Consider the following 20,461-nt stretch of genomic DNA (forward strand, 5'->3'; position numbering starts at 1 on the left):
ATACACATATCTAGTCGCTTTTCGTTAGAAATTGCTTTGGTTAAGGGAATTTCTTAAGACTTCTCCCCCTGTTGCCGACTTTCTGAGAACTTCGGCTATTTCTAACAAAACTCGTGCTATAATCATGGTAACTTTCTTAGAAAAAGGAGCTAAAAATGAACTTACTAGAAGCTTTAGAAATCGAAGTAGAAGCAGCAACAGCCGATTTTGTTCGTTTACGGATGCCAATCAAAGAACAGCACAAACAGCCTTTTGGTCTCGTTCACGGTGGCATTAACGGCGTTTTGATCGAGACTGCCTGCAGCATCGGCGCCAATCAAGCTTTGGCTCAAGAAGAAGCCTTCGCCGCCGGCGTTGACCTACAAATCAACCATCTAGCCGCCGCTCAAGAAGGAACCCTGATCGTAGAAGCTAGTCCTGATCGTATCGGCGCTCGTATCCAAACTTGGCAAGCCACTATTTGGTTAGCTAGCGGGTTAAAAACAGCCGTTGGTCGCTGTACCTTGACGACAGTGCGCAAATAATTCTTTTCGCTCCTGTGTTGTAAACACGGGAGCATTTTTGGCCTGCTTTGAAGAAAGATGCCATCAGTTAACCCCTTATCAAAGATATTCTTTCGTTATAAAGATATTGAGAATATGAGCGTAGTTTTTTCAAAAGGTACGTTGTTTTTTTACAGAATAGGGGTCTTTCGTTATAATGTAGCTAAGAAAGCGAGGCTTATTATGAAAAATAACCGATTGATCCACTTTTTAGGCGGCAAAACAAGCTATTATGTCTTAGGACTGATTATCTTGTCGGCAGTTGCTGTCTTTTTGCTAAATCAGATTTCTTTTTTATTTACACCCTTTTCAGCCATACTTACAGCTATTATCCCACCCTTTTTATTTGGGCTGATCCTTTACTATCTGTTTAACCCGGTGGTCGATAAATTGGAATCGAAAAAAATTCCCCGCAGTGTTTCGATTGCTGGGATCTATCTGTTGATTCTTTTGTTGATCGTCTTTGCTGGTTTCCAGCTTTACCCGATTTTGGAGCAGCAAACCACCGATCTGATCAACAGCTTACCAAGTTTGGTCAGTGACTTTGAGAAAAACGCGACCGCCTTTTTAGAAAATACCCCGTTTCAAGATGAGATGGCACAAATTACAGACACATTGCAAAATATCACCAACAACATCATGAGTTTTATTGGGGACTATTGGGAAACTGGTGCTGCTGGGCTCAGCAGCTTGTTTTCAACGATTTCGACCTTGTTCATCGCTTTGTTTACGGGACCGATCATTGCCTTTTTCTTATTGCGCAACCCCAACAAGTTTTATTTTTCAGTTCTCTCGTTAGTGCCACCACGTTTTCGCAAAGACTTTAATGAAATCGTCAAGATCTCTGACATACAAGTCGGTGCCTTTTTGAAAGGACAAATCATTTCTTCCTTGATTTTAGGGGCGATCTATTGGGTCGTTTTCCTATTGATTGGCTTAGAGTATGCCAGTATTCTGGCGATCGCCGCTGGTCTGCTTTGCATCATCCCCTATATTGGTCCTTTTATCGTCTTTTTTCCGGGACTTTTCATTGCCGCACAAGACTCCACCGGGATGTTGATTAAATTTTTGATTGCTTGGTTTGCTGTACAGTTGCTTCATGGGGATTTAGTCGTGCCCCGTGTGATGGGTGACCGATTGAAAATTCATCCTATTACGATTCTGGTTGTTTTATTAGTGATGGGTGATTTGATGGGGATCGTTGGGGTGATTTTCGGGATCCCAATTTATTGTCTGCTAAAAGTTCTTGTCGTTTACGTGTTCCGCAAATTCAAGCAGCGCTATAACCGCTATTACGGTCAAGAGGGCAAATACTTCCACAGTGCCTTCACTAGCAAAGATTACCTAGGTGACGAAGACAAAGACCCCAAGAAAAAAGCCTAAAAAACTGCCGCGATCGTTGGTTCGCGGCAGTTTTTTTCTATTTTATTTCATCTCATGTTCCAAAAAGAAATGATAGAGCGCCCCTAATAAATTGGCGTCATTTTGAAATTTGCAGGCTTGGATTTCCGGCTTCGTCAAAGTCTGCTGCAAAATCGGTAAACTAGCTAGCAGTTGCTGATACTGACGGTCGATTTCTTCCACCACGATCGCTTGGGCACTGATGCCCCCGCCAATCACGAAGCGCTCTAAGTCGATCACGGCTTGAACATTGAGCATGACACACGCGATTTCTCGGCAATACGCTGTAAACAGCGCCCAGACCTGTGGTTGTTTCTGATTGATGGCGTCAAAAACTGCTTCACCATCCGCAAGATCAGCTAAGCCTAGCAGTTGGGCGCTGCGACGAATCATGGCGACCGCTGAACCGCTAAAACCTGCCAATTGCTGCAGGGTCAATCCCTGATTGACTGGTTGCTCAGCGTTTTCTTGAGTGTCACTTCTCTTAGTGGCATTTAGTAGAAAACTTAATTCCCCGGCTTGAAAATGTGCACCTTGGATCAGTTTTCCCTCAACGATTACGCCACCGCCCAAACCAGTACCTAATGTTATGGCAGCTCCGTTTTGAATCCCTTTAAGGTTTCCTAGCCACCATTCAGCTAATGCGGCTGCTTTGCCATCGTTGGTCACAGCAAGCGGCATTTGATACTTTGCCAGCAGCTGTTTTAAGGAGACTCCATCTAAAAAAGGCAATGCCCCGCCAAACGAGATTGTCCCTGTCTCTGGGTTGACTTTTCCCGGGGTACTAACCGCAATGCCCCGAATGCTTCCATGAACGTCCTCAACGATCGTTTCAATCCCCGTCAAAAATTCCGCAAGACTTTTCGGCGTATCCATCCGTCCTCGTGTCAGAATATTCCCCGAACGATCAATGACAGCCGATTTGATTTTCGTGCCACCGATGTCGATGCTTAAATAGTTGGTTATCATAAATTTTATCCTTCCTGTGCCCCATATTTTAAACGATATTGATTTGGGGTCATCTGAAAATGAAGTTTGAACAAATGGCCAAAGTGGCTTTGGCTAGAAAAAGATAAATAGTTCGCGATTTCATGAATCTCATATTGAGAGTAACATAGTAGATTAGCCGCTACAAGAAGCTTTTCTTTTACAATAAACTGATGGACCGTAATCCCTGTCTCTTTTTTAAAAACAGTTGAAAGATAGGACGCCGTAGTATTTAGTTCCCTTGCTATGCTGCCTAGCGTTACCTTTTCATGCATTCTTTTGAAGATACTATTTTTTGCTCTTAAAACAAGAGGATTTTCGCTTTTATTCTGTTTATTCTCAGCCACTAATTCAGTAAAGTGAATTTCTGCATTTCGAACGGTCGAATATATCTCATTTTCTGTCGTAGCTTCATCGATACTTAGAATATAGCTATCACTTAGTAAAAAGGCTTTCTCTGGATGTAAACCGCCCTCAATCGCTGACCTAGTTGATATAGCAAGAACAACAATCCCCAAATTCTTAAGAGAGCGAAGCTTGTTTTTAGATAGCCTGGCTAATTTCCCTGCATAATTTTCTTTGAAGCTCATCATCAAGCGATCCACATTGCCTTCTCGAATACTGCCTTGTTCACGCAGTTCTTGTGCGTATGGATTGTGCAATGTCTGCTCTTCGTTATAGCGAAAATGAGTATCAATTACTTTCTTGCCTTGACGGCTCAAAAACTGACTATCTGTTTTCATACTCATTAAAAAATCATGTTTCGTCAATTTGACACCAGTTAATACGGTGTAAACTAAAAGCCCTGAATCTAACAAAAGAGACCAATCAGTTTCTATATAATCTTTTCTTTGTTTTTGATCTGGATCTGCTTGGACTGTACCTAGCAGATAGATACGATTCTTTGCATTATTTTCAATCAGAAGGATCGTTTGATCATTATGACTATACAGATATAGTGGATAATCAAGCTGTTCACGTTTCTCATAAAATCCAGCAATCGTTTGCAAATCGTATATAAGCGAGTCGGGATAAGCATTAAACTCGCCGAAAACACGCTTCAATTTAAGGGAAGTATCATATTCACGAACCGGATAAGAAAGTACTTTTGATAGATAGTCCATCAACAGTTCTAGTTCCATTGTCTTGCTTCCCCTTTGCTTAATCGATTACTAAAGAATGCTTCTCACTTTTTAAATGTCTAATCAAAAAGAGACACGCCATCACCACATAGATCACTCCACTAATTGTAAAAGAAAAAGACGTTTGGTCATTTCCAAGTAACTCTCCCAACCATTGTAACACGTATGGAGAAATGAAGGAGCCGAGATTACAAGCTACCATTGCTAAAGAGACAGCAAGATTAGTCGAATGCTCAGGTGCCCCCGGTAGTAAGATATCGTACATGTAAGGAACAAATAATCCAACAACTAGAAAAGTAAAAATCAAAACGATCGTTAAGATCAACATATTCTGCGCATAAGGAATAAAGAAGTACGCCCCAGCAACAAACAATAATGCTACGATGGGAGTATATGCTTTTAGCATGTTTCTGACTTGACTATATGCAAAGCCCGTCAGTGCTCCTACTAAACTCGCAATTGTTAGTGCTGTACCTAAAAAACCTTGATTGGCATAATTTTGTTCAACGATCAATGTACTCGTCTTTGTATAGATCGTCATAATCAAAATAAAAAAGACAAACATCATGGAGCAGCAAAAAACAACTAATTTATTAATCCTTTGCTTAGTCACTTGAGAGGCTGCCTCATTTCGATTAAATAACGTATGCCGTGACTGATCTTGTGGAAGAAAGAAAAAAACAAATAGTAAAATCGGCAGAACTAAGAAATAGACACTATAAGCATAATGCCATGAAATATTGACCAAGATTCCTGCTAAAAAGGTGGCAAAACTGGAGCCTAAGGTTGAAAATGCTGTTTGGTAACCCAACATTTTTTGCTGTTCTTCTCCCGAAAAATAATCTCCAATGAGCCCAATAGCAAGAGAGTTGTAGATCCCTGTTCCAGCACCTAATACAAAACGAGAAAGATAAATGATCGTAAAATTAGCAACAAATACGGGGATGATTCCTCCGACAAAAGCCAAAAGCAGCCCTAACAAGACGGTATTCTTCTTTCCAATTGCTTTGATGATAAACGTACTTAGTAAAATGAAGATCATCATAGTAAATGAAGGAATTGTTACTAAAGATTCTACTGTAGCCGATTGAATATCCGGAAATTGATTTTTGATCATTGGTAAAGTAACTGCAATCGCACTGGCGGCACTGATCATCAAAGAGATACTGAGAATGGATAATTTTAATAATCCACTTTTAGACTGCTTCATCTTTGTCACACCTTTCTTTCCTTTACTTTGAATTGATAAACAGAAATCGATGCTGCCTTACTAGTTACACTGATTTGATCGTCCTGACAATAGACATCTTGGATCTTTTTGGTCGTCACTGTTTCGGGCTTCCCAAACTCGTTGAAAGCGCACAGCGTTTCTCCGGTAAGTTCTTCACCAGTAACGAATTCCACTGGCGAATCAAAAAATATCGTGACCGCTTCTTCTTCATTATCAGAAGTATTAATAATATTTAATGTAAGCAAATTTTTTTTGATCGAAGCAAAACAATATATTTTTTTCAATGCCGGTTCATCTGGACGAGTAAAAGTCGGAGCATCATCTGAAAGAGCAACTACATTGCCGTTTTGATGATTTTGATAAAGCTTAAACACATAATAGTTAGGTGTAAGAACAGTTTCTTCACCTTTCGTAAGAAATAATGAATTAAGAACATTTACTGATTGTGCGACGCACGCCATTTTTACCTTATCCGCATTTCGATGGAAAATATCCAATGTTAGTGCGGTTGTAATGGCATCTCTCATGGTACTTTGCTGCCATAAAATAGAAGGAGCATTAAAGTCAATATTGTGCCAATTCCCCCATTCTCCCACAATTAAATCGACATTTATATCCGTTGCAAACGCCCCTTCTTCTTTAGGAATCTGTTTGATGCCGTCTTGAATCAATGCATGCTGCTCTTTAATGATATCTTCTAATTCAAGTGCCCCATTAATGACCCGATACCATGCATCCATGCTAAAATCTGTGATAAGATCTTTTGGGTCTTCTAAATTCCAATTATAAAAGTGCAAATCGTATCCATTGATTCTCGGTTTGCGGTATTTTCCAAGCTCATTAAAAAAATCTTTTGTCCATTCAACACGTTCTTTCGGCTTATTTCCATCGGGACCCACGGCAATCATTTTCATTTCTTTACTTGTTTTCACCCATGGCAAACCGGCGCCAAAGCTAGGAATAGCACTGGTATGTTTGCGGTATTCATCTGCATAGGATTGCGCAGTATAATTGCCTCCGCCAGCCCAACTTTCATTCCCAATCCCCCAATATTCGACATTAAATGGTTCACTACGCCCATTAGCTACACGTTCATTTGCCAAAGAGTTACCAGTTTCTCTATTTACATACTCAACCCATTCCCTTGTTTCTCGGGTCGATCCCGTCAACATATTGATATTAAACCATGGCTTCGCCCCCACTAACTCGCATAATTTCATAAATTCATGGGTCCCAAATGCGTTGTTTTCCCTCGTCATTGTCCCAAAATTCTCATTAAAGTATGTTGGACGTTCTTGTCTAGAACCTATCCCATCTCGCCAATGATAGACATCCGCGAAACAGCCACCCGGCCACCTTAAAACCGGCGGCTTTATTGCTTTAAGTGCATCAACAACATCTTTTCTTAAGCCATCATAATTAGGAATAGCAGAGTCTTCCCCCACCCAAATCCCGTCATAGATACCGCTTCCAAGAAACTCAATAAATTGACCATGAAGCTCCGGCTGAACGACAGCACCTTGTTTTTGTGACTCAACAATTATTTTTACCAATAGAATCGCTCCTCTCTTGATAAGAAAAGCATAATTTTTTTGGTAACGCTTTTATATCAGAATATTTCCCTTCCTATCATAAAATTAAAAAAAGAAAAATGCTCTTCAAGCAATGCTTGAAAAGCATTTTTCTTTATTCTCCTTTTTCTACTGCCCATCGCAGGACGGTTTTGGCTTTATCTGGTGAGACTTTTCGCGGATCAGACAAATAGATTTCTCGATGCTGGAACGTGTCCATCGTTGGACGGATTACTAACTGTTCTTGTTTTAACAGCTCCTTCATTTGCGCAAATGTTTCCGCTTCAGTGTCAAAAGAGCCTGTATGCATCGCTTGCAGACACAATCCTTCTTCATAGCGCTCAAATATAAGCTTTTCTAGATTTGGATTGTCTTTCTTCTCTTTGACTGCCAAGAGCTGTTCTTGAAACAGTGTTTCCGTGACTGGTTCTGGTTGGCGAATCATGATTTTGTAGATCAATTCTTCTTTGTTGACGGCACCGTCTGGCTTTGTCAGAGAGGTCCACACACCTTCTAAAGGAAAGACCGTGTATTCAAAGGGTTCATTGCCAAAAGTCCCTTTTTTTAACCCCATCCTGAGTGAATAAGAAATCGTATATAAAGCGGCGATCTCTTCGCTGAATTCAGGTCGATTCGGATTGCCGCTGCCGCTCAAACTGATAAATTGATACGTTGGCACCTCGATCACTGTTGGTTTTTTGGGAAGATAGAGCTCTTTTTCTAGTTTGCGCCATTCATACTTCATAAAAGACCCTCCTCGATTTGCTTTTCTTTATTTTACCATGAAAAAGAAGGGACATCGCAAAAACAGTTATCCCTTCAACTGCAAAGGGACAACTGTTTTTTTTATAGGGATAATGTAGCTACTTGCTGTTTCCCCAACTGCTCGTCTTATGCGGCTTCTTGTTCTTCTTTCAGCAATTTTGTGTCATAAAACTTCGCAAATGGAAAATAGAGCAAGAAAGAAACAACTGCACAAACAATGGCAACGACGCCTGCACGCCAGTCTCCACCGGTGCCAATAAAGCCACCAAGTCCAACGGGTGTTGGGAAAGGAATATTGGCGATCATGGGACGAATCAATTCCATCCTTGTGGCAAAATACGCGATCGTGGCGGATGCCATCGGTGCTAACAAGAAAGGAATTGCTAAATAAGGATTATAGATGATCGGCACCCCGAAAATAATCGGTTCATTGATATTGAAAATCGTCGGGACGATGGCAGCTCTCCCTAATACTTTCATCTGTTTCGATTTAGCAATGTAGATCATAAATAAGGTAAAACCAAGGGTTGCTCCCGAACCACCTAATGTCACGTACCCGTTGGTAAATTGGCCTGCTAATGGGAAACTCGCCCCTTCAACATTGGCAGCTAAATTAGCTAACATGATCGGGGTGATCAGTGGACTAATGATATTGAATCCATGAATCCCTACCAACCACAAGGCATGCGCGAGGAAGTAAATCACCATGATTCCCAACCAACTATCCGTAAGGTGGGTAACAAACCCAAACGGAATTGCCACTAGTTGAAAAATATCCGTCCCAAAAACAACTAAAACACCATTGATGGTCAGAACCACAACTGCCACTACAAAGGCTGGTATCAGTGCTGTAAAACTACGAGCCACACCTTCAGGCACTTCTTCGGGCATTTTGATGACCCAGTTGTTTTTTACACAGAGACGATACAGCTGAACGGCAACGACCGCCATCACGATACCGGTGAAAATACCAACAGTTCCTAGACGTGCGACTCCATCGGCACCAATCAACCAGCCATTGATCAGCCCTTCTTCCACATCATTCATCCGTGTCATTTTTCCGCCGTCAAAAACAAGCTGAGGAATCGACATCAATGTAGCAAAAACACCTAACAACGCCCCATTGATCGGCGTCAGGTCGAGATTCTCCTCGACTTGAATGATCTTGGAATACTCATAGCCCAGAACGATACAAAAATATAATGCCAATAACCCCATGGTCGTACTATTTGCTAACATATACAAATCACTGAAATTCAAAAAAGTCGCTTCAAAAAAGTCAGCTAAAAACGGAAACGTGATCGGTAAAATGTTGAATACTAAAAACATTGAGCCTACGATCGTAAAAGGAATCGATGCCATCCCTGCCGCCATGATGCTACGAACGATTTTATATTGAGAAATCTTTCCCATCGGACCCATTACTGCTTTTTCCAAAAGTTGAAATAGTTTATTGTTCGATTCTGTCAATTCAATCACCCTTTCTTTCTATCTCTTCAAATTCGCGTATCCATTTCCAATGTTTATCTTTATTGCGGAAAATTTTCTTCAATTTTCTGACACCACTCCAAGCAAAGACGCCACTTATGCAGAGAACTATGCGAACATACTCCGTACTTTGCGAGGTAAAATAGGGGAAAATAACTTCTGTCACTCCAAAAAATGTCAATAAAAAAAGAATGATCATTGTCCCCGTTTGAAGGCGTAAATACCAAGTTGTAAAAAAGAGTTGCTTGGGGTCGATGGTTGCGTGGTGTCCATATAAGCGAATAAATTCACTGACCGGTCCCACTGAAAACAGCAACAGGCTCAGTGGAACCACACGCAGCCATTGCCCTGCCAAAGAAGCAGCCAACAACCAATATAGGTTAAAAAAGAAAAAGAATGCGACTAAGTACCGCAAAAGTAACAGACGTTGAAAATAGAGATTTTTCTTCGTCAGTTTTTGCGATGCATCTCTTTGCGCGACTTTTGCTTGCTTACTCGCCATCTGCACTCCAGCATTGGATCGCTTCTTCAAGGCGATTCATCTTTTGATAAATCCCTAGCATTTCTAGTGCAACTTCTCTGAGGGTCATGGTTGTCATCAAATGATCTTGTGCATGGATCAACAAGATATCACAGGTAAATGAAGTCCCTGAAGCATATTCTTGCAGCATTTTTGACTGGATGCGGTGGGCTTTGACTAATGAATCATTGGCTGTGTCCAACAACTCTTGCGCTTCTTGACAACTGCTGATTCGCATCTGTTCAAAGGCTTGATGAATCATCGTGCGGGCATCACCGCTTGCTAAAATAAGTTCAAAGGATATTTCTTGAATTTTTTCACTATCCATAGCCTACCTCCATTTATTTCGCACTTTTTTCTAATGCAATGCTTTCTTTGACTAGCTGTGCTAATTTCTCGATCCCGATCGGTATCGGAATATATGCTTGCGGGGGAATATTCACGATTGGTTTGCCGTATTTTTCGGCGCTTTTCTTTAAATTGGCAAAATGCATTTTCGTTTGCGGGCTAACTAAATATAAATCATACTCATCCTTAGCAATCGTAGCGATCCCCTCTGAAGCAGAGATGGCATCGATCCTCACTGACCACCCTTCTGTTGTTAAAAAGCTTGTTCCTTTTTTAGCGATCAACGATGAAGACATGCCTGCTGCACAAATTATCAATACTTTTTTCATTTCACTTCCTCCTTCTATGAAACGCTTCCATTTTGGTGTATCTGTTTCTTTCTTCTACCCTCCTTCGTGCTAAAAAAATCCTTGAGAACGATTCACTACCTGCTGATTCTTACAGGTAGTAATCCTTCTTCACATAAATAGTATTACAAAACGAGTACTTTGTAAATGCAATAAAACTCTATTAGTGATATAAAACATTAATTTCTTTCTGCTTCTACCGTGTCATAGTAGAATAATTTTGTGGAGGGGATTTCATGTTTAAAGATCGTTTAAGACAGTTGCGGAAAACGCGATCTGGTTTAACACAAGCAAAAATGGCAAAATACTTAGGAATCGCCAAAACAACCTATGCTTCGTATGAGCAAGGCAATCGGATGCCCGATATTGAGATCCAAAAAGAACTTGCTGATTACTTCAATGTCAGTCTCGATTATTTGCATGGACGTCCGAATGATTTGGAAGCCCTCTCTATGAAACAGATTCGTGTGGCTTCAAGAATCAATGAGGACTTTACTGAATATCAACTATCTGAAATCATTACCTTTATTGAATTTGTAAAAAATCGCCCAGAGTAAACGGTACTATTCTGACTTTTTTCTCTGGCTAACTTGTGGTGCTGCTTCGTTACCTAAAGAAAAAACTGCTGTCAATGTCTCGCAAGGAAACATTGACAGCAGCTGAAGAGCCTCGGCTCTTTTTTTATTGTCTTACGGTCTCATTAGCAGCAAAGCGTTTTGAAAAATGTTGTTCTAACCGCTTTTGCCCGGCTTCAATCAAAATGCACAACAGCCAATAGATGATGGCAACTAGCACATACATGGACATGTAATCAAAGGTTCGTCCACCAACGATCTTGGCTTTTTGAAAAATATCAGGAATCGTGATCATTGCTGCCAAGGACGTCCCTTTCAACAAATCCATTGCCACATTACTCAATGCCGGTACAGAAATACGAAAGGCTTGCGGCAAAATAATCAGACGCATCGTTTTCGTAAAGGATAACCCTAACGCATAGGCAGCATCAAATTGCCCACGATCCACACCAGCAATTGATCCTCGGTAGATTTCCCCGATAAATGCGCTGCTGGTCAATGTAAAACAGATGATCGCAGCACTAAGCGCCGACAATTGATAGGGCAAACCAAAATACAGTAGGAACAACAAGACCAACGCTGGGACGCCTCTTAGAAATGAGAGATAGCCCCGCACGAACCCTCTAATGATGGGGTTTTCCAGCATCCCTAAGAAGGTGAGCATGATCCCTAAGAGGTTGCCACCTAGAAAAGAAACGACAGCAATGCCGACCGTATAGGACAAGCCCGACAGCAAATAGGGCAATGAGTCCCACATCAACGGCAAATCAAGGGTTGGAATATACATTAGTCTGTTTCAACCGTTTGGATCGCTTGATCAGATTTTACTGAAATATCGGTTTGAAAATACGTTTCTGCAAGTTCTTTTAAACGGCCGTCTTCTTTCATTTCTGCTAAAACAGCATCCACTTTTTCCTGCAATGCTTGATGATCCTTCACAAATAAGAAGCCCGTTTCATTCGGATTAAAGTAGACATCTTCTAAAATTTTTACAGGGATATCTGGCAAAGCAGCAACCGCCATTTTTTGCAAATAGTAATCATTCAAGATCACATCCGTTCGACCATTCGCAACATCTGTCAAATACTGATCATTCGTTGCGTTGTCGTAAGTCACTAATTCTGCCCCATAAGATTCGGCTAAGCGCATGTAGCTGGTATTCGGTTCACCAGCAGCTTTTTTGCCATCCAAATCTTCTAAGGAAGCAATCCCTGAGTCATCACTTTTACGCACGATCATACTATCGAACGAGTATTTGATAGGCGTTGAGAGACTGAATTTTTCCGCCCGTTCATCCGTCAAACCAAAATCGTTGGCAGCAAAATCGGCTTCTCCACGTGTTAAAGAAGAAACTTGTCCATCGACATTGTACTCTTTAAATGTGATCTCTACGCCTAATCGTTTGGCGACTTCTTTTGCCACATCGACATCATAGCCCACTAATTCATTTTTATCGTTATAGTAAGACGATGGATACAAGGTTCCCGAAGTAGCAACAACCAATGTTTTGGCTTCTTCCACCTTGCTTAGACTTGAGTCTTCTTCCGTTGGTTTGCTGCAGGCACTTAACAGGACCCCCGTAAATAAACCTAAAAAGCCAACCATTGCAACGATTTTCCCTTTTCTAACTTGTTTCATAATATCCTCCTCTTAGTTTCCTTGTTTTGGCAACAGAAATCGTTGCTGTGTTTCAAATATATAGCCGACTTGGAAAAGCAGATCTTCTCTGCCTTTAGACGCCATAAATTGGATCCCTAGCGGCAACCCTTCCTCACTGAGAGCAGTTGGCAAGCTGATGGCTGGCTGCCCGGTTAAATTGGCTAATTGAGTGTAAGGTGTCAGAGCATAGCTCTTGGCAAACATTTCTTCGATCAACTCACCCGCAGCACTTTTTCCAAGCGTCTCGATCTCATCCAGTCTTTGGCGTATGCTATCGCTTTGTAAGTCTTCCTCGATCAAAGGGGCTGGAAAAGCTGTCGTCGGTGTTAAAAAGAGATCATAGGTCGAAAAGACTTCTTCCATTTTTTCTGCCAGCTGATCCCACCACTGCAAGGCAAGAACGTAATCGGCGACCGGCAGTTTTTTGCCATATTGGTAAAGTGCCCAGGTCATCAATTCCATCTCTTCCCGTCTGACCGGTTCCTGACGAGCAGCATCGATCTCAGCAAACATCGCAGCTGTTTCGCCACCATTCATGGCGTAATAAGTGGTCATCATTTGCTGACCATCCACTGGATAGCCCACTTCAATGACTTCGTGCCCCTGCTTTTCTAAAAATGCGGCTGCACTTCGGACTGCTTGGATGGCAGTTTCAGACACTTGTCCACCGGTCGGCGATGCGGTAGTAAAAGCAACCTTCAACCGCGGTTTTTGACTCGCTTGCTGATGATGCCATTCTACTTGCGGTGCCTGATAAGGGGCTGCCGGCTGTGACGTCCGCAACGCATAAAACAACTGTTCCGTATCACGCATAGAAAGCGTCAATGCAAAGTTGATGGAAGCGCCTTGCCAGCTGCGCCATTCACTAGGACCCACTGGCATCGTGCCACGGGTTGGCTTCAAACCGATCAATCCGCTAAAGGAAGCTGGAATGCGGATCGATCCGCCGCCATCACTGGCACCTGCAATCGGAAACATCCCCGAAGCCACTGCCGCTGCCGCACCACCACTGGAACCACCAGCTGAATAGGCAGGATTCCACGGATTACGTGTAGGTCCATACAATGTTGGATCAGTGATATTTTTGAATCCAAATTCTGGTGCATTGGTTTGCCCTAACGGCACAAAGCCCGCCTCTTCTAAACGAGAGACAAAATGAGCCGTGCGGCTGGCTCGTGCTTTTGCAAACAGTTTGGCTCCTGACGTTGCTGGCCACCCTGCTTTGGTTTGGCCGAGCATTTTTAACGGCATGGGTTGTCCACCAAAAACCGTTTTTTGAAGATGCTGCTCGTAATGCTGGATCGCTGCTTGCGGATCAAATGTTACAAGCGCATTCAAAAGCGAATTTTGTTGATTGACTTTTTCTTCGATCATCGCCACCCGCTCTGCAAAGCTGATTTGTCCTTGCCGCAATTGTTCCGCCCAATAGGTCGCATCTTGCATGCTTGTCCCTCCTTTTTCTCAATAACCTCAAACAATTATCTAAACTGTAACACATGAAAAATTCTTCTTTATATAGACTACAATATACCAAACACTAGGAAATCTTTCAACAAAAATAGAACAGTTTTTAAACCTGTATCACATCGTTATCAAACGTTCCAATCTTTTTACTACTGGCTGTCCACCAACGCTTTCTCTTAGCTGCCCGAATCATAACCTAACAAAAACGGCACATCGCCAAACGATGTGCCGTTTTGATTTACTTGTATTTTTCTTCCAGCTTGCTCATCCAAAGACCTAACCAAGCCCCCAAGACAAACAAGATAATTCCGATGACGGCCGTTACCCAAGTAAAGCCGCTATAGTTTGCCACCGGAGGAATCACGATCAAACCCGTTGAGGCAATAACGATCCCTAAAATGAAGTGATAGACTTTTGAATGATAATGCGTCAATAGCCACTCCATCAATTTCGAAAACAACAGCATCACTGCCAAGCCGCCAATGGCGATCGGTAGAAAGACACCCATGATGTCAAAGCTCTTAAAGCCTTTCAACATCGGATCATAAAGGCCCAGAACGAGCAAAAGGTTTGAAGGACTCAAGCCGGGAACCAAAACACCTAACGCGATCAGACCGCCGGCGATCACAAAACCTATGAAATTGGCAGGGATCGTTCCTAAGATATCGCCCATAAAATAGAGGAACAAGAAGCCGATGACCATACTGCCGAAGAACCAAATCAAATCACCGGTTGTTCGTTTGCTTTTTAAAGTAGATTCTTTGGCAAGTGCCGGTAATGTCCCAATAATTGCCCCCGCAAAGCCCCACAAAACGATGATTTGATAATTTTGCAGCAACCACTCTAATGGCTTCGATAAAAGACCGATCCCTACGATTCCCCCGATCCCTACTGGTAGGAAAAAGAGGAAATTCTCTTTAAAATTCTTCGTCAGATGTGCCATAAAGCGCAGCATCCGCTCATAAATGCCTAAGATGGCTGCCAATACGCCACCTGAAACACCAGGCAAGATAAAGCCCAAGGCAATCACCACGCCTTTAAGAAAACGTGACAAAATACTTTCGTTTCTCTGTTTTTCCATTTACAATTGCTCTCCTTAGCGATGGTTTTCACCAATCGTTCTTTTTTCATCAATCCCTTTAACTATACTTGATTGCCAAAAAAATGGAAAGTAATTTCTAATTCCTCATACAAGGCGGCACTCAAAGCTCTTTCAGCATCAAGAAATCCGTCTGCTCATCATCCCCCATAAAAAAGGAATGACTGCCAACTCTTTCAAAGCCCATCGTATGATAAAAAGCCAACGCATTGTCGTTAAATTCCCAAACGCCTAACCAGATCGACTTTTTCTGCAGCTCTTTGGCGGTCTCTTGGGCAAAAAGCAGCAGTGTTTTGCCATAGCCCATCCGCTTATGTTCTTTTTTGATATAGATCCGTTCAATTTCCAACCCCTCTGGGGCGATCGCTTCCGTCTGTGCCTCCCCCCAGTTAAGTTTGATATACCCTACGGTTTGATCATTTTCTTGCAAAAAATAAAACGCCGATTGCGGATTTTCTAACTCTCGGGTCAGTTTCGGCAGATTGTAGGCTTCTTCTAGATAGATGCGGGTATTTTCCTCCGTATTGAAAGGAGCAAATGTATCGTAATAGGTGGATACGCTGATTTCTCCCAATTCTTCTAAATCTGCCAAACTACATCGTTTGATAGCCATCAAAACGCCTCCTTTTTTATCAAGCTATTCTATCACATCTCCATTATCCCTTGCAAAAGCAAAAAGGGCGGACAGCTTTCCCCACTGTCCGTCCTTTCATAGACTTACTCTTTTATAACCAAGAGCCAGAAAACTGATGGATCACCATCGTACTCGGATCTTCCTCGACCTCACCCGTGATATAGCTTTTTGGTGAAAACGTCATTTGCGGGAAGATCTCTACGCCCTTAACGGTTTGTCGTTGATTATTCAATTCTAATCCGTGGTTTTGCAGCAGTTCCGTCACTCGGATCACATTGGTGACGACATCTTCCGTTTTTTCTGCCCGGACAAATTTTCGGTCATCGTAATCGTGGTACCATTCTTCCATAAAGGGATGGTGCGGAACCGCTCCAATGATCCCAGTAGAAATCTTGGTTTCGATCTCAAAGCCCATAAATGCCTCCAGTGTCAAGAGCTCATCTAAAGGTTTGACCACCTCGATATCAGTATCCATATAAATACCGCCTTCTGTCACTAACGCATACAAACGAACCACATCTGACACAAATGCCCATTCTTCTTGGTCATAGGCCTCTTTTAGATAAGGACCGAATTTTGAAAGGTCGATCGTTGATTCATCCCAACGTTTGATCTCATAATCCGGACAATATTTTTTCCAGGTATCCATGTATTTCTTTTCTTGTTCACCTAATGGATTGCCGCCAAACCAGCAATAATGAATAATTTTTGGAATCATCAATCTCTCTCCTTTAGTTTATTGGTCTCTTTTAAGTGTAGCGGATTTTGCAATTGTTTCAAAATCATATACACTTTTTACGGCGAAAAGAACTGTTGGCTCTGCTCTTCAGGATCAGAAAGGATCATTGAAAAAAGCACCTGAGTCAACGACTCGAGTGCTTTTTGAGGGATTGCTTATAAATAATGATTGTCCCGTAAGACGGCTTTTTTGATATCTGCCACCGTTTGCGTCCCCGCAAGCTGCATGACCATCTCCAATTCTTTTTTGAAGAAATCAAAGACTTGTTGAACACCAGTGGCACCACCTAGAGCCAACCCATAGATCACTGGTCGACCGATCGCCACTAGATCTGCTCCGCAAGCAATCGCTTTAAAGACATGCTGTCCTCGCCGTACCCCGCTATCGAAGACGATCGGCGCCCGACCTGCCACTGCTTCAGCCACGATCTGCAAGGAATCAAAGGAAGCTGGACCACCATCCAATTGGCGTCCCCCGTGATTTGAGACCCAAATCCCTTGTGCACCTGCCCCTAAAGCTCGTTCCACATCTTCTTCTGATTGCACCCCTTTGACATAAACTGGCAAGTCAGATTCTTTGGCGATAAAAGCGACGTCCTGGGGACTTAATTTTTGTTTTGAGGAGCCGTAAACGGCATCCATCGTTTGTCCGATCCCTGATTGATAAGCCTGAACGATCGGCATTGCCAACGGAAAGGTGAAGCCATTGCGGCGATCCGTTTCTCGATTGCCCCCCACGGTTGCATCTGCGGTCAAAACGATCGCTTTGGCGCCATTGCGTTTTGCCATCGCCAAGATGTCTTTGTTAATACCATCGTCTTTACTCATATAAAACTGGAACCACTGCGGCGCTTCTTGACCTCCAGCTGCTCGGATTTCTTCCAACGTACAAGAGGCATACGAACTCGCCGTATAGATCGTGCCAAAACGTGACACACCTTTGGCTGACGCTTGTTCTGCCGCAACATTTGCTAAGCCGTGGGCAGCCACAGGTGCCATAATGATTGGCGCTGACAACGTGTCACCGCCAAAGGACAACGTTGTGTCCGGTAATTCAATGTCCTTTAAGACATGAGGAATGATCAATTTGTGATTGAAGGCGCGTTCATTTTCTTGATAGGTAAAAATATCCCCCGCACCACTGCTGATATAGCCATACCCACCTTTAGGAATCACTTCCTCTGCCGCGATCTCCAAATCGCGCATATTGATAAAATCGATTGCTCCTTCTGCGGTACTTGCTTGATAAATTTTTTCCATGCCTTTCCCTACTCTCCGATAAGATAACGTTTACATTTTCATCCTACCCCTGATTGCAGGATCACGCAACTCATTCGCTCACTCCTGTCAAATAGGCTTACTTTACTTTTCCACTCAAGACAGCCCTCCATTTGAACTAGCTGAATTATTGTTTTGTTCGTTTAACATATTCTGCCAATAACAACGGCTGAATCGTTGGATATGTCCAACTGACAGGCGGCTTTACCCTTACATAGATTGCTTCGATCTCTGAGGTCAACTCATCCTCCAACTCCGTGATCTGGGCTTCGAACACCAAGCCGTAATCGGTCTCCCCGTCTTTTTCTACCCCATAGATAAATAACGGCTCTAGAGTAAAGTGCTTGGCGCCTGTTTCTTCTTTTAATTCACGGGCAGCACACTCTGTGATGCTTTCTCCTAGTTCTCGCTTGCCTCCAGGGATCTCCAAGGTGTCTCGTTCTTTGTGTTTGACATAGACGAACTTTTCTTGGTACTTGCTGATGATCACCGCAAAAACTAGCTGCTCTTCTGCGATCTTTTCAAGCTCAAAAATCGTTACGTGATTCATTTTACTCATTCCTTTCAAAAAAGCAGGCTTGCTTCTATAATAAACAGTCGTTAAAAATCAAAAAAAGTGCTGATCCCTTATGGAAAGGATCAGCACTTGCAGCTTGTTATTCTTCTTCTTCCGCCATGAATGTGTTGAAGACTTCTTCAATCATATCCCATTCTGCTTCTGTTTCGATCTGTTCTAATTCACCTTCAGAACCGTCTTCGTTTTCAATATAAGCGTACGCTTGTAATTCAACGTCTTCTTCTTCCGGTACGCCTGCTGGATAAAGCAAGACGTAGTTGCGGCCGAATTCTTCCGTACCGTCAACCGTTAATAGAATTTCGTATAAGGTTTCATTTCCTTGGTCATCGATCAAAGTAATGTGTTCATGTCCTTCATGATCGTGATCGTGGTTATGATCGTGTGTATGTTCTGACATTTATTTTCCTCTTTTCTGTAAATTAAAACAGCTGTTTCCCAGCACCATCTAAATAATTCTGCAAAATCATGACTGCTGCTAATTTATCAATCACTTTTTTTCGTTTGGCACGCGATGTATTCGCCTGTTCTACCAGCATTCGTTCTGCTTGAACGGTCGTCAGACGTTCGTCTTGGTAAACGACCGGCAAACCGAATTGCTGTTCGATCGCTGCGCCGTAAGCCATAGAAGCTTCCGCTCTAGGTCCGATCGTATTATTCATATTTTTAGGTAGTCCTACCACAAAACGTGAGACTTCATATTCTTTCACCAATTCAGCAAGTCGATCATAACCGAAATTGCCTTCATCTTCATTGATGCGAATGATCTCGATCCCTTGTGCTGTCCAGCCCATTGGGTCACTGACCGCCACGCCGACTGTCCGCGAACCAACATCCAATCCCATGATTCTCATTATAGGTTGATCCCGTGATTGCCTAAATAATAACGGATCAGAACTTCCATGATCTCATCCCGTTCGTGACGACGAATCAAATTCCGGGCATCCCGATAACGAGGAATGTAAGCCGGGTCGCCAGAAAGGAGATAACCGACGATTTGATTGATCGGATTGTATCCTTTTTCCTCTAATGCTCGGTAGACGATAGCTAATGTTTCGCTGACTTCTTTTTTACGGCTATCATCAAAATCAAAGCGAACTGTTTCATCTGTAAAACCCATTTCACGACACCTCTCTTTTGTATAGATTTTAGCATATGTTCCTACTATATTGTACTAAACGTTTGATAAAACTACAAACATATGCTTAGATTTTCTTCATTATAACAAAGGTTTATGATGTTTCTATGAACTTTCTTAAAAAAAGCTAGAAAGCGCGATAGACATACTGGTTTTCTGGTGCTTCAATCGTCTTCTCTTGGTCTGCTACCACCATCGGCAAGTCTCGTTTGAAGGGTTGATAGTACTTCGATTGGATCGTCCCTTCCACGTGGAGCCACTGGTTATTTTCTGCAGTCGCTTGCTGCGGCAATTCCACCCGTAAACCGAAAACGCCTGAATCAGCCACACAATGGATAATGCCAAAACGAAACAAAAAGATTTCATTGGCATCATCTTGATCTGCATGGTACACAAATCCATCATAGGTGATTTTCTTACCAATGAATTCACTCGGGTACGTATAGATCAACTCCATGACTTCCAAGTAATTTTCTTCCGTTACCGCAATCGTCTCATCTTTGGCGTAACGTGCCAAGGCTGCATCCATTTGAGTGTCATAATCTTCTTTGTTAAAATAAAGACTTGTATCGGGTTTCAGATATTGGGTCGTCATTTCTGGATCCCCCACAGATTCTTCACTTAGGGGGAAATTAAACCCTTTTGCTTCAACGATCGTCGTATCCAAGCTAACGGTGGGAAAAAAGAGACCCACGATGATCGGTAAGGCTAATAGAAAATACGCAATCACTCGTTGGTATTTTTTCTCTAATCCATGCTGGTGCTCGTCGTCATGATGATGCTCGGGCTCTTGTTTGACCCAAAAGTACAGCTGGACCAAAGCCAACAATAAAGAAATGATCATAGATAAAATAGCGAGATAACGATAATGAATGTTGATAAACTGATTGAGTTTGCCCGTCACTTGCAAATACATCATTAATTCAAAATAGCCTGATAAGATCAAAAAACGAATCATTC

The 20,461-nt window shown here is 42.4% G+C and carries 24 protein-coding genes; 3 read left to right on the plus strand and 21 right to left on the minus strand.

Annotated features, from left to right (window positions below):
- The first annotated feature begins 155 nt into the window (after positions 1–155).
- The gene (locus IGJ01_RS12890) at positions 156–524 is read left to right on the plus strand and encodes a PaaI family thioesterase (RefSeq protein ID WP_244732314.1); all 369 of its coding nucleotides are present in this window, start codon (positions 156–158) and stop codon (positions 522–524) included.
- Between the two features lie 201 nt (positions 525–725).
- Entirely contained in the window at positions 726–1,925 is a 1,200-nt protein-coding gene (locus tag IGJ01_RS12895) for an AI-2E family transporter (protein ID WP_430601155.1), read from the plus strand.
- 42 nt (positions 1,926–1,967) lie between these two features.
- Here the strand turns inward: IGJ01_RS12895 and IGJ01_RS12900 are convergent, their stop codons facing one another.
- The 9 genes from IGJ01_RS12900 to IGJ01_RS12940 form a co-directional block, all read right to left on the minus strand.
- The gene (locus IGJ01_RS12900; RefSeq protein ID WP_101699264.1) at positions 1,968–2,912 is read right to left on the minus strand and encodes an ROK family protein; all 945 of its coding nucleotides are present in this window, start codon (positions 2,910–2,912) and stop codon (positions 1,968–1,970) included.
- 5 nt (positions 2,913–2,917) lie between these two features.
- Positions 2,918–4,072, minus strand: a complete 1,155-nt coding sequence (locus tag IGJ01_RS12905) for a helix-turn-helix domain-containing protein (RefSeq protein ID WP_430601156.1) — start codon at positions 4,070–4,072, stop codon at positions 2,918–2,920.
- 19 nt (positions 4,073–4,091) lie between these two features.
- Positions 4,092–5,282, minus strand: coding sequence for an MFS transporter (locus IGJ01_RS12910; RefSeq protein WP_101699266.1), 1,191 nt, complete (start codon positions 5,280–5,282; stop codon positions 4,092–4,094).
- A 5-nt stretch (positions 5,283–5,287) separates the two neighbouring features.
- Positions 5,288–6,856, minus strand: a complete 1,569-nt coding sequence (locus tag IGJ01_RS12915) for an alpha-N-arabinofuranosidase (RefSeq protein WP_430601157.1) — start codon at positions 6,854–6,856, stop codon at positions 5,288–5,290.
- 133 nt (positions 6,857–6,989) lie between these two features.
- Positions 6,990–7,619 (minus strand): GyrI-like domain-containing protein, encoded by a 630-nt coding sequence (locus IGJ01_RS12920; RefSeq protein ID WP_101699268.1) that lies wholly within the window; start codon positions 7,617–7,619, stop codon positions 6,990–6,992.
- Positions 7,620–7,765: 146 nt separating this feature from the next.
- Complete coding sequence (gene celB / locus IGJ01_RS12925; RefSeq protein WP_430601158.1) at positions 7,766–9,118, minus strand: PTS cellobiose transporter subunit IIC; 1,353 nt, start codon at positions 9,116–9,118, stop codon at positions 7,766–7,768.
- Complete coding sequence (locus IGJ01_RS12930; RefSeq protein WP_420698224.1) at positions 9,111–9,629, minus strand: hypothetical protein; 519 nt, start codon at positions 9,627–9,629, stop codon at positions 9,111–9,113. Before IGJ01_RS12930 ends, celB begins: the two co-directional genes overlap by 8 nt.
- A complete protein-coding gene (locus IGJ01_RS12935; protein ID WP_140965976.1) occupies positions 9,619–9,975 on the minus strand; it encodes a PTS lactose/cellobiose transporter subunit IIA in 357 nt (118 codons plus the stop codon). Before IGJ01_RS12935 ends, IGJ01_RS12930 begins: the two co-directional genes overlap by 11 nt.
- A gap of 13 nt (positions 9,976–9,988) precedes the next feature.
- On the minus strand, positions 9,989–10,324 hold the full coding sequence (locus IGJ01_RS12940; protein WP_086291883.1) for a PTS cellobiose transporter subunit IIB: 336 nt from the start codon (positions 10,322–10,324) through the stop codon (positions 9,989–9,991).
- 254 nt (positions 10,325–10,578) lie between these two features.
- Between IGJ01_RS12940 and IGJ01_RS12945 the strand changes: the two genes are divergently transcribed.
- The gene (locus tag IGJ01_RS12945; RefSeq protein ID WP_081117526.1) at positions 10,579–10,899 is read left to right on the plus strand and encodes a helix-turn-helix domain-containing protein; all 321 of its coding nucleotides are present in this window, start codon (positions 10,579–10,581) and stop codon (positions 10,897–10,899) included.
- 124 nt (positions 10,900–11,023) lie between these two features.
- On the opposite strand, the gene IGJ01_RS12950 is transcribed toward IGJ01_RS12945, so the two are convergent.
- The 12 genes from IGJ01_RS12950 to IGJ01_RS13005 form a co-directional block, all read right to left on the minus strand.
- Positions 11,024–11,704, minus strand: coding sequence for an amino acid ABC transporter permease (locus IGJ01_RS12950; RefSeq protein ID WP_081117527.1), 681 nt, complete (start codon positions 11,702–11,704; stop codon positions 11,024–11,026).
- Positions 11,704–12,555: a transporter substrate-binding domain-containing protein gene (locus tag IGJ01_RS12955; protein ID WP_194188640.1), complete on the minus strand. Its 852-nt coding sequence runs from the start codon at positions 12,553–12,555 to the stop codon at positions 11,704–11,706. The genes IGJ01_RS12950 and IGJ01_RS12955 overlap by 1 nt, the downstream gene beginning before the upstream one ends.
- Before the next feature lie 12 nt (positions 12,556–12,567).
- Positions 12,568–14,019 (minus strand): amidase, encoded by a 1,452-nt coding sequence (locus tag IGJ01_RS12960; protein WP_194188641.1) that lies wholly within the window; start codon positions 14,017–14,019, stop codon positions 12,568–12,570.
- Between the two features lie 259 nt (positions 14,020–14,278).
- Positions 14,279–15,121: a DUF368 domain-containing protein gene (locus tag IGJ01_RS12965; RefSeq protein ID WP_005234267.1), complete on the minus strand. Its 843-nt coding sequence runs from the start codon at positions 15,119–15,121 to the stop codon at positions 14,279–14,281.
- Between the two features lie 121 nt (positions 15,122–15,242).
- Positions 15,243–15,752 carry a GNAT family N-acetyltransferase gene (locus tag IGJ01_RS12970; RefSeq protein WP_430601159.1) on the minus strand — a complete coding sequence of 170 codons (510 nt, stop codon included), beginning with the start codon at positions 15,750–15,752 and terminating at the stop codon, positions 15,243–15,245.
- Between the two features lie 112 nt (positions 15,753–15,864).
- Positions 15,865–16,491 carry a glycosyltransferase family 32 protein gene (locus IGJ01_RS12975; protein WP_010749841.1) on the minus strand — a complete coding sequence of 209 codons (627 nt, stop codon included), beginning with the start codon at positions 16,489–16,491 and terminating at the stop codon, positions 15,865–15,867.
- Between the two features lie 176 nt (positions 16,492–16,667).
- Entirely contained in the window at positions 16,668–17,771 is a 1,104-nt protein-coding gene (locus IGJ01_RS12980) for an alpha-hydroxy-acid oxidizing protein (RefSeq protein ID WP_008380802.1), read from the minus strand.
- A 145-nt stretch (positions 17,772–17,916) separates the two neighbouring features.
- Positions 17,917–18,339: an NUDIX hydrolase gene (locus IGJ01_RS12985; protein WP_430601160.1), complete on the minus strand. Its 423-nt coding sequence runs from the start codon at positions 18,337–18,339 to the stop codon at positions 17,917–17,919.
- Between the two features lie 106 nt (positions 18,340–18,445).
- Positions 18,446–18,763 carry a DUF1292 domain-containing protein gene (locus tag IGJ01_RS12990; protein WP_005228559.1) on the minus strand — a complete coding sequence of 106 codons (318 nt, stop codon included), beginning with the start codon at positions 18,761–18,763 and terminating at the stop codon, positions 18,446–18,448.
- A gap of 22 nt (positions 18,764–18,785) precedes the next feature.
- The gene (ruvX, locus tag IGJ01_RS12995) at positions 18,786–19,217 is read right to left on the minus strand and encodes a Holliday junction resolvase RuvX (protein ID WP_005234242.1); all 432 of its coding nucleotides are present in this window, start codon (positions 19,215–19,217) and stop codon (positions 18,786–18,788) included.
- On the minus strand, positions 19,217–19,483 hold the full coding sequence (locus IGJ01_RS13000; RefSeq protein WP_005228556.1) for an IreB family regulatory phosphoprotein: 267 nt from the start codon (positions 19,481–19,483) through the stop codon (positions 19,217–19,219). The genes ruvX and IGJ01_RS13000 overlap by 1 nt, the downstream gene beginning before the upstream one ends.
- A 145-nt stretch (positions 19,484–19,628) precedes the next feature.
- Positions 19,629–20,459 carry a TIGR03943 family putative permease subunit gene (locus IGJ01_RS13005; RefSeq protein ID WP_008380795.1) on the minus strand — a complete coding sequence of 277 codons (831 nt, stop codon included), beginning with the start codon at positions 20,457–20,459 and terminating at the stop codon, positions 19,629–19,631.
- Positions 20,460–20,461: the final 2 nt, after the last annotated feature.

It is taken from the genome of Enterococcus sp. AZ089 (assembly GCF_050547225.1).
Lineage (GTDB): Bacteria > Bacillota > Bacilli > Lactobacillales > Enterococcaceae > Enterococcus_D > Enterococcus_D entomosocium.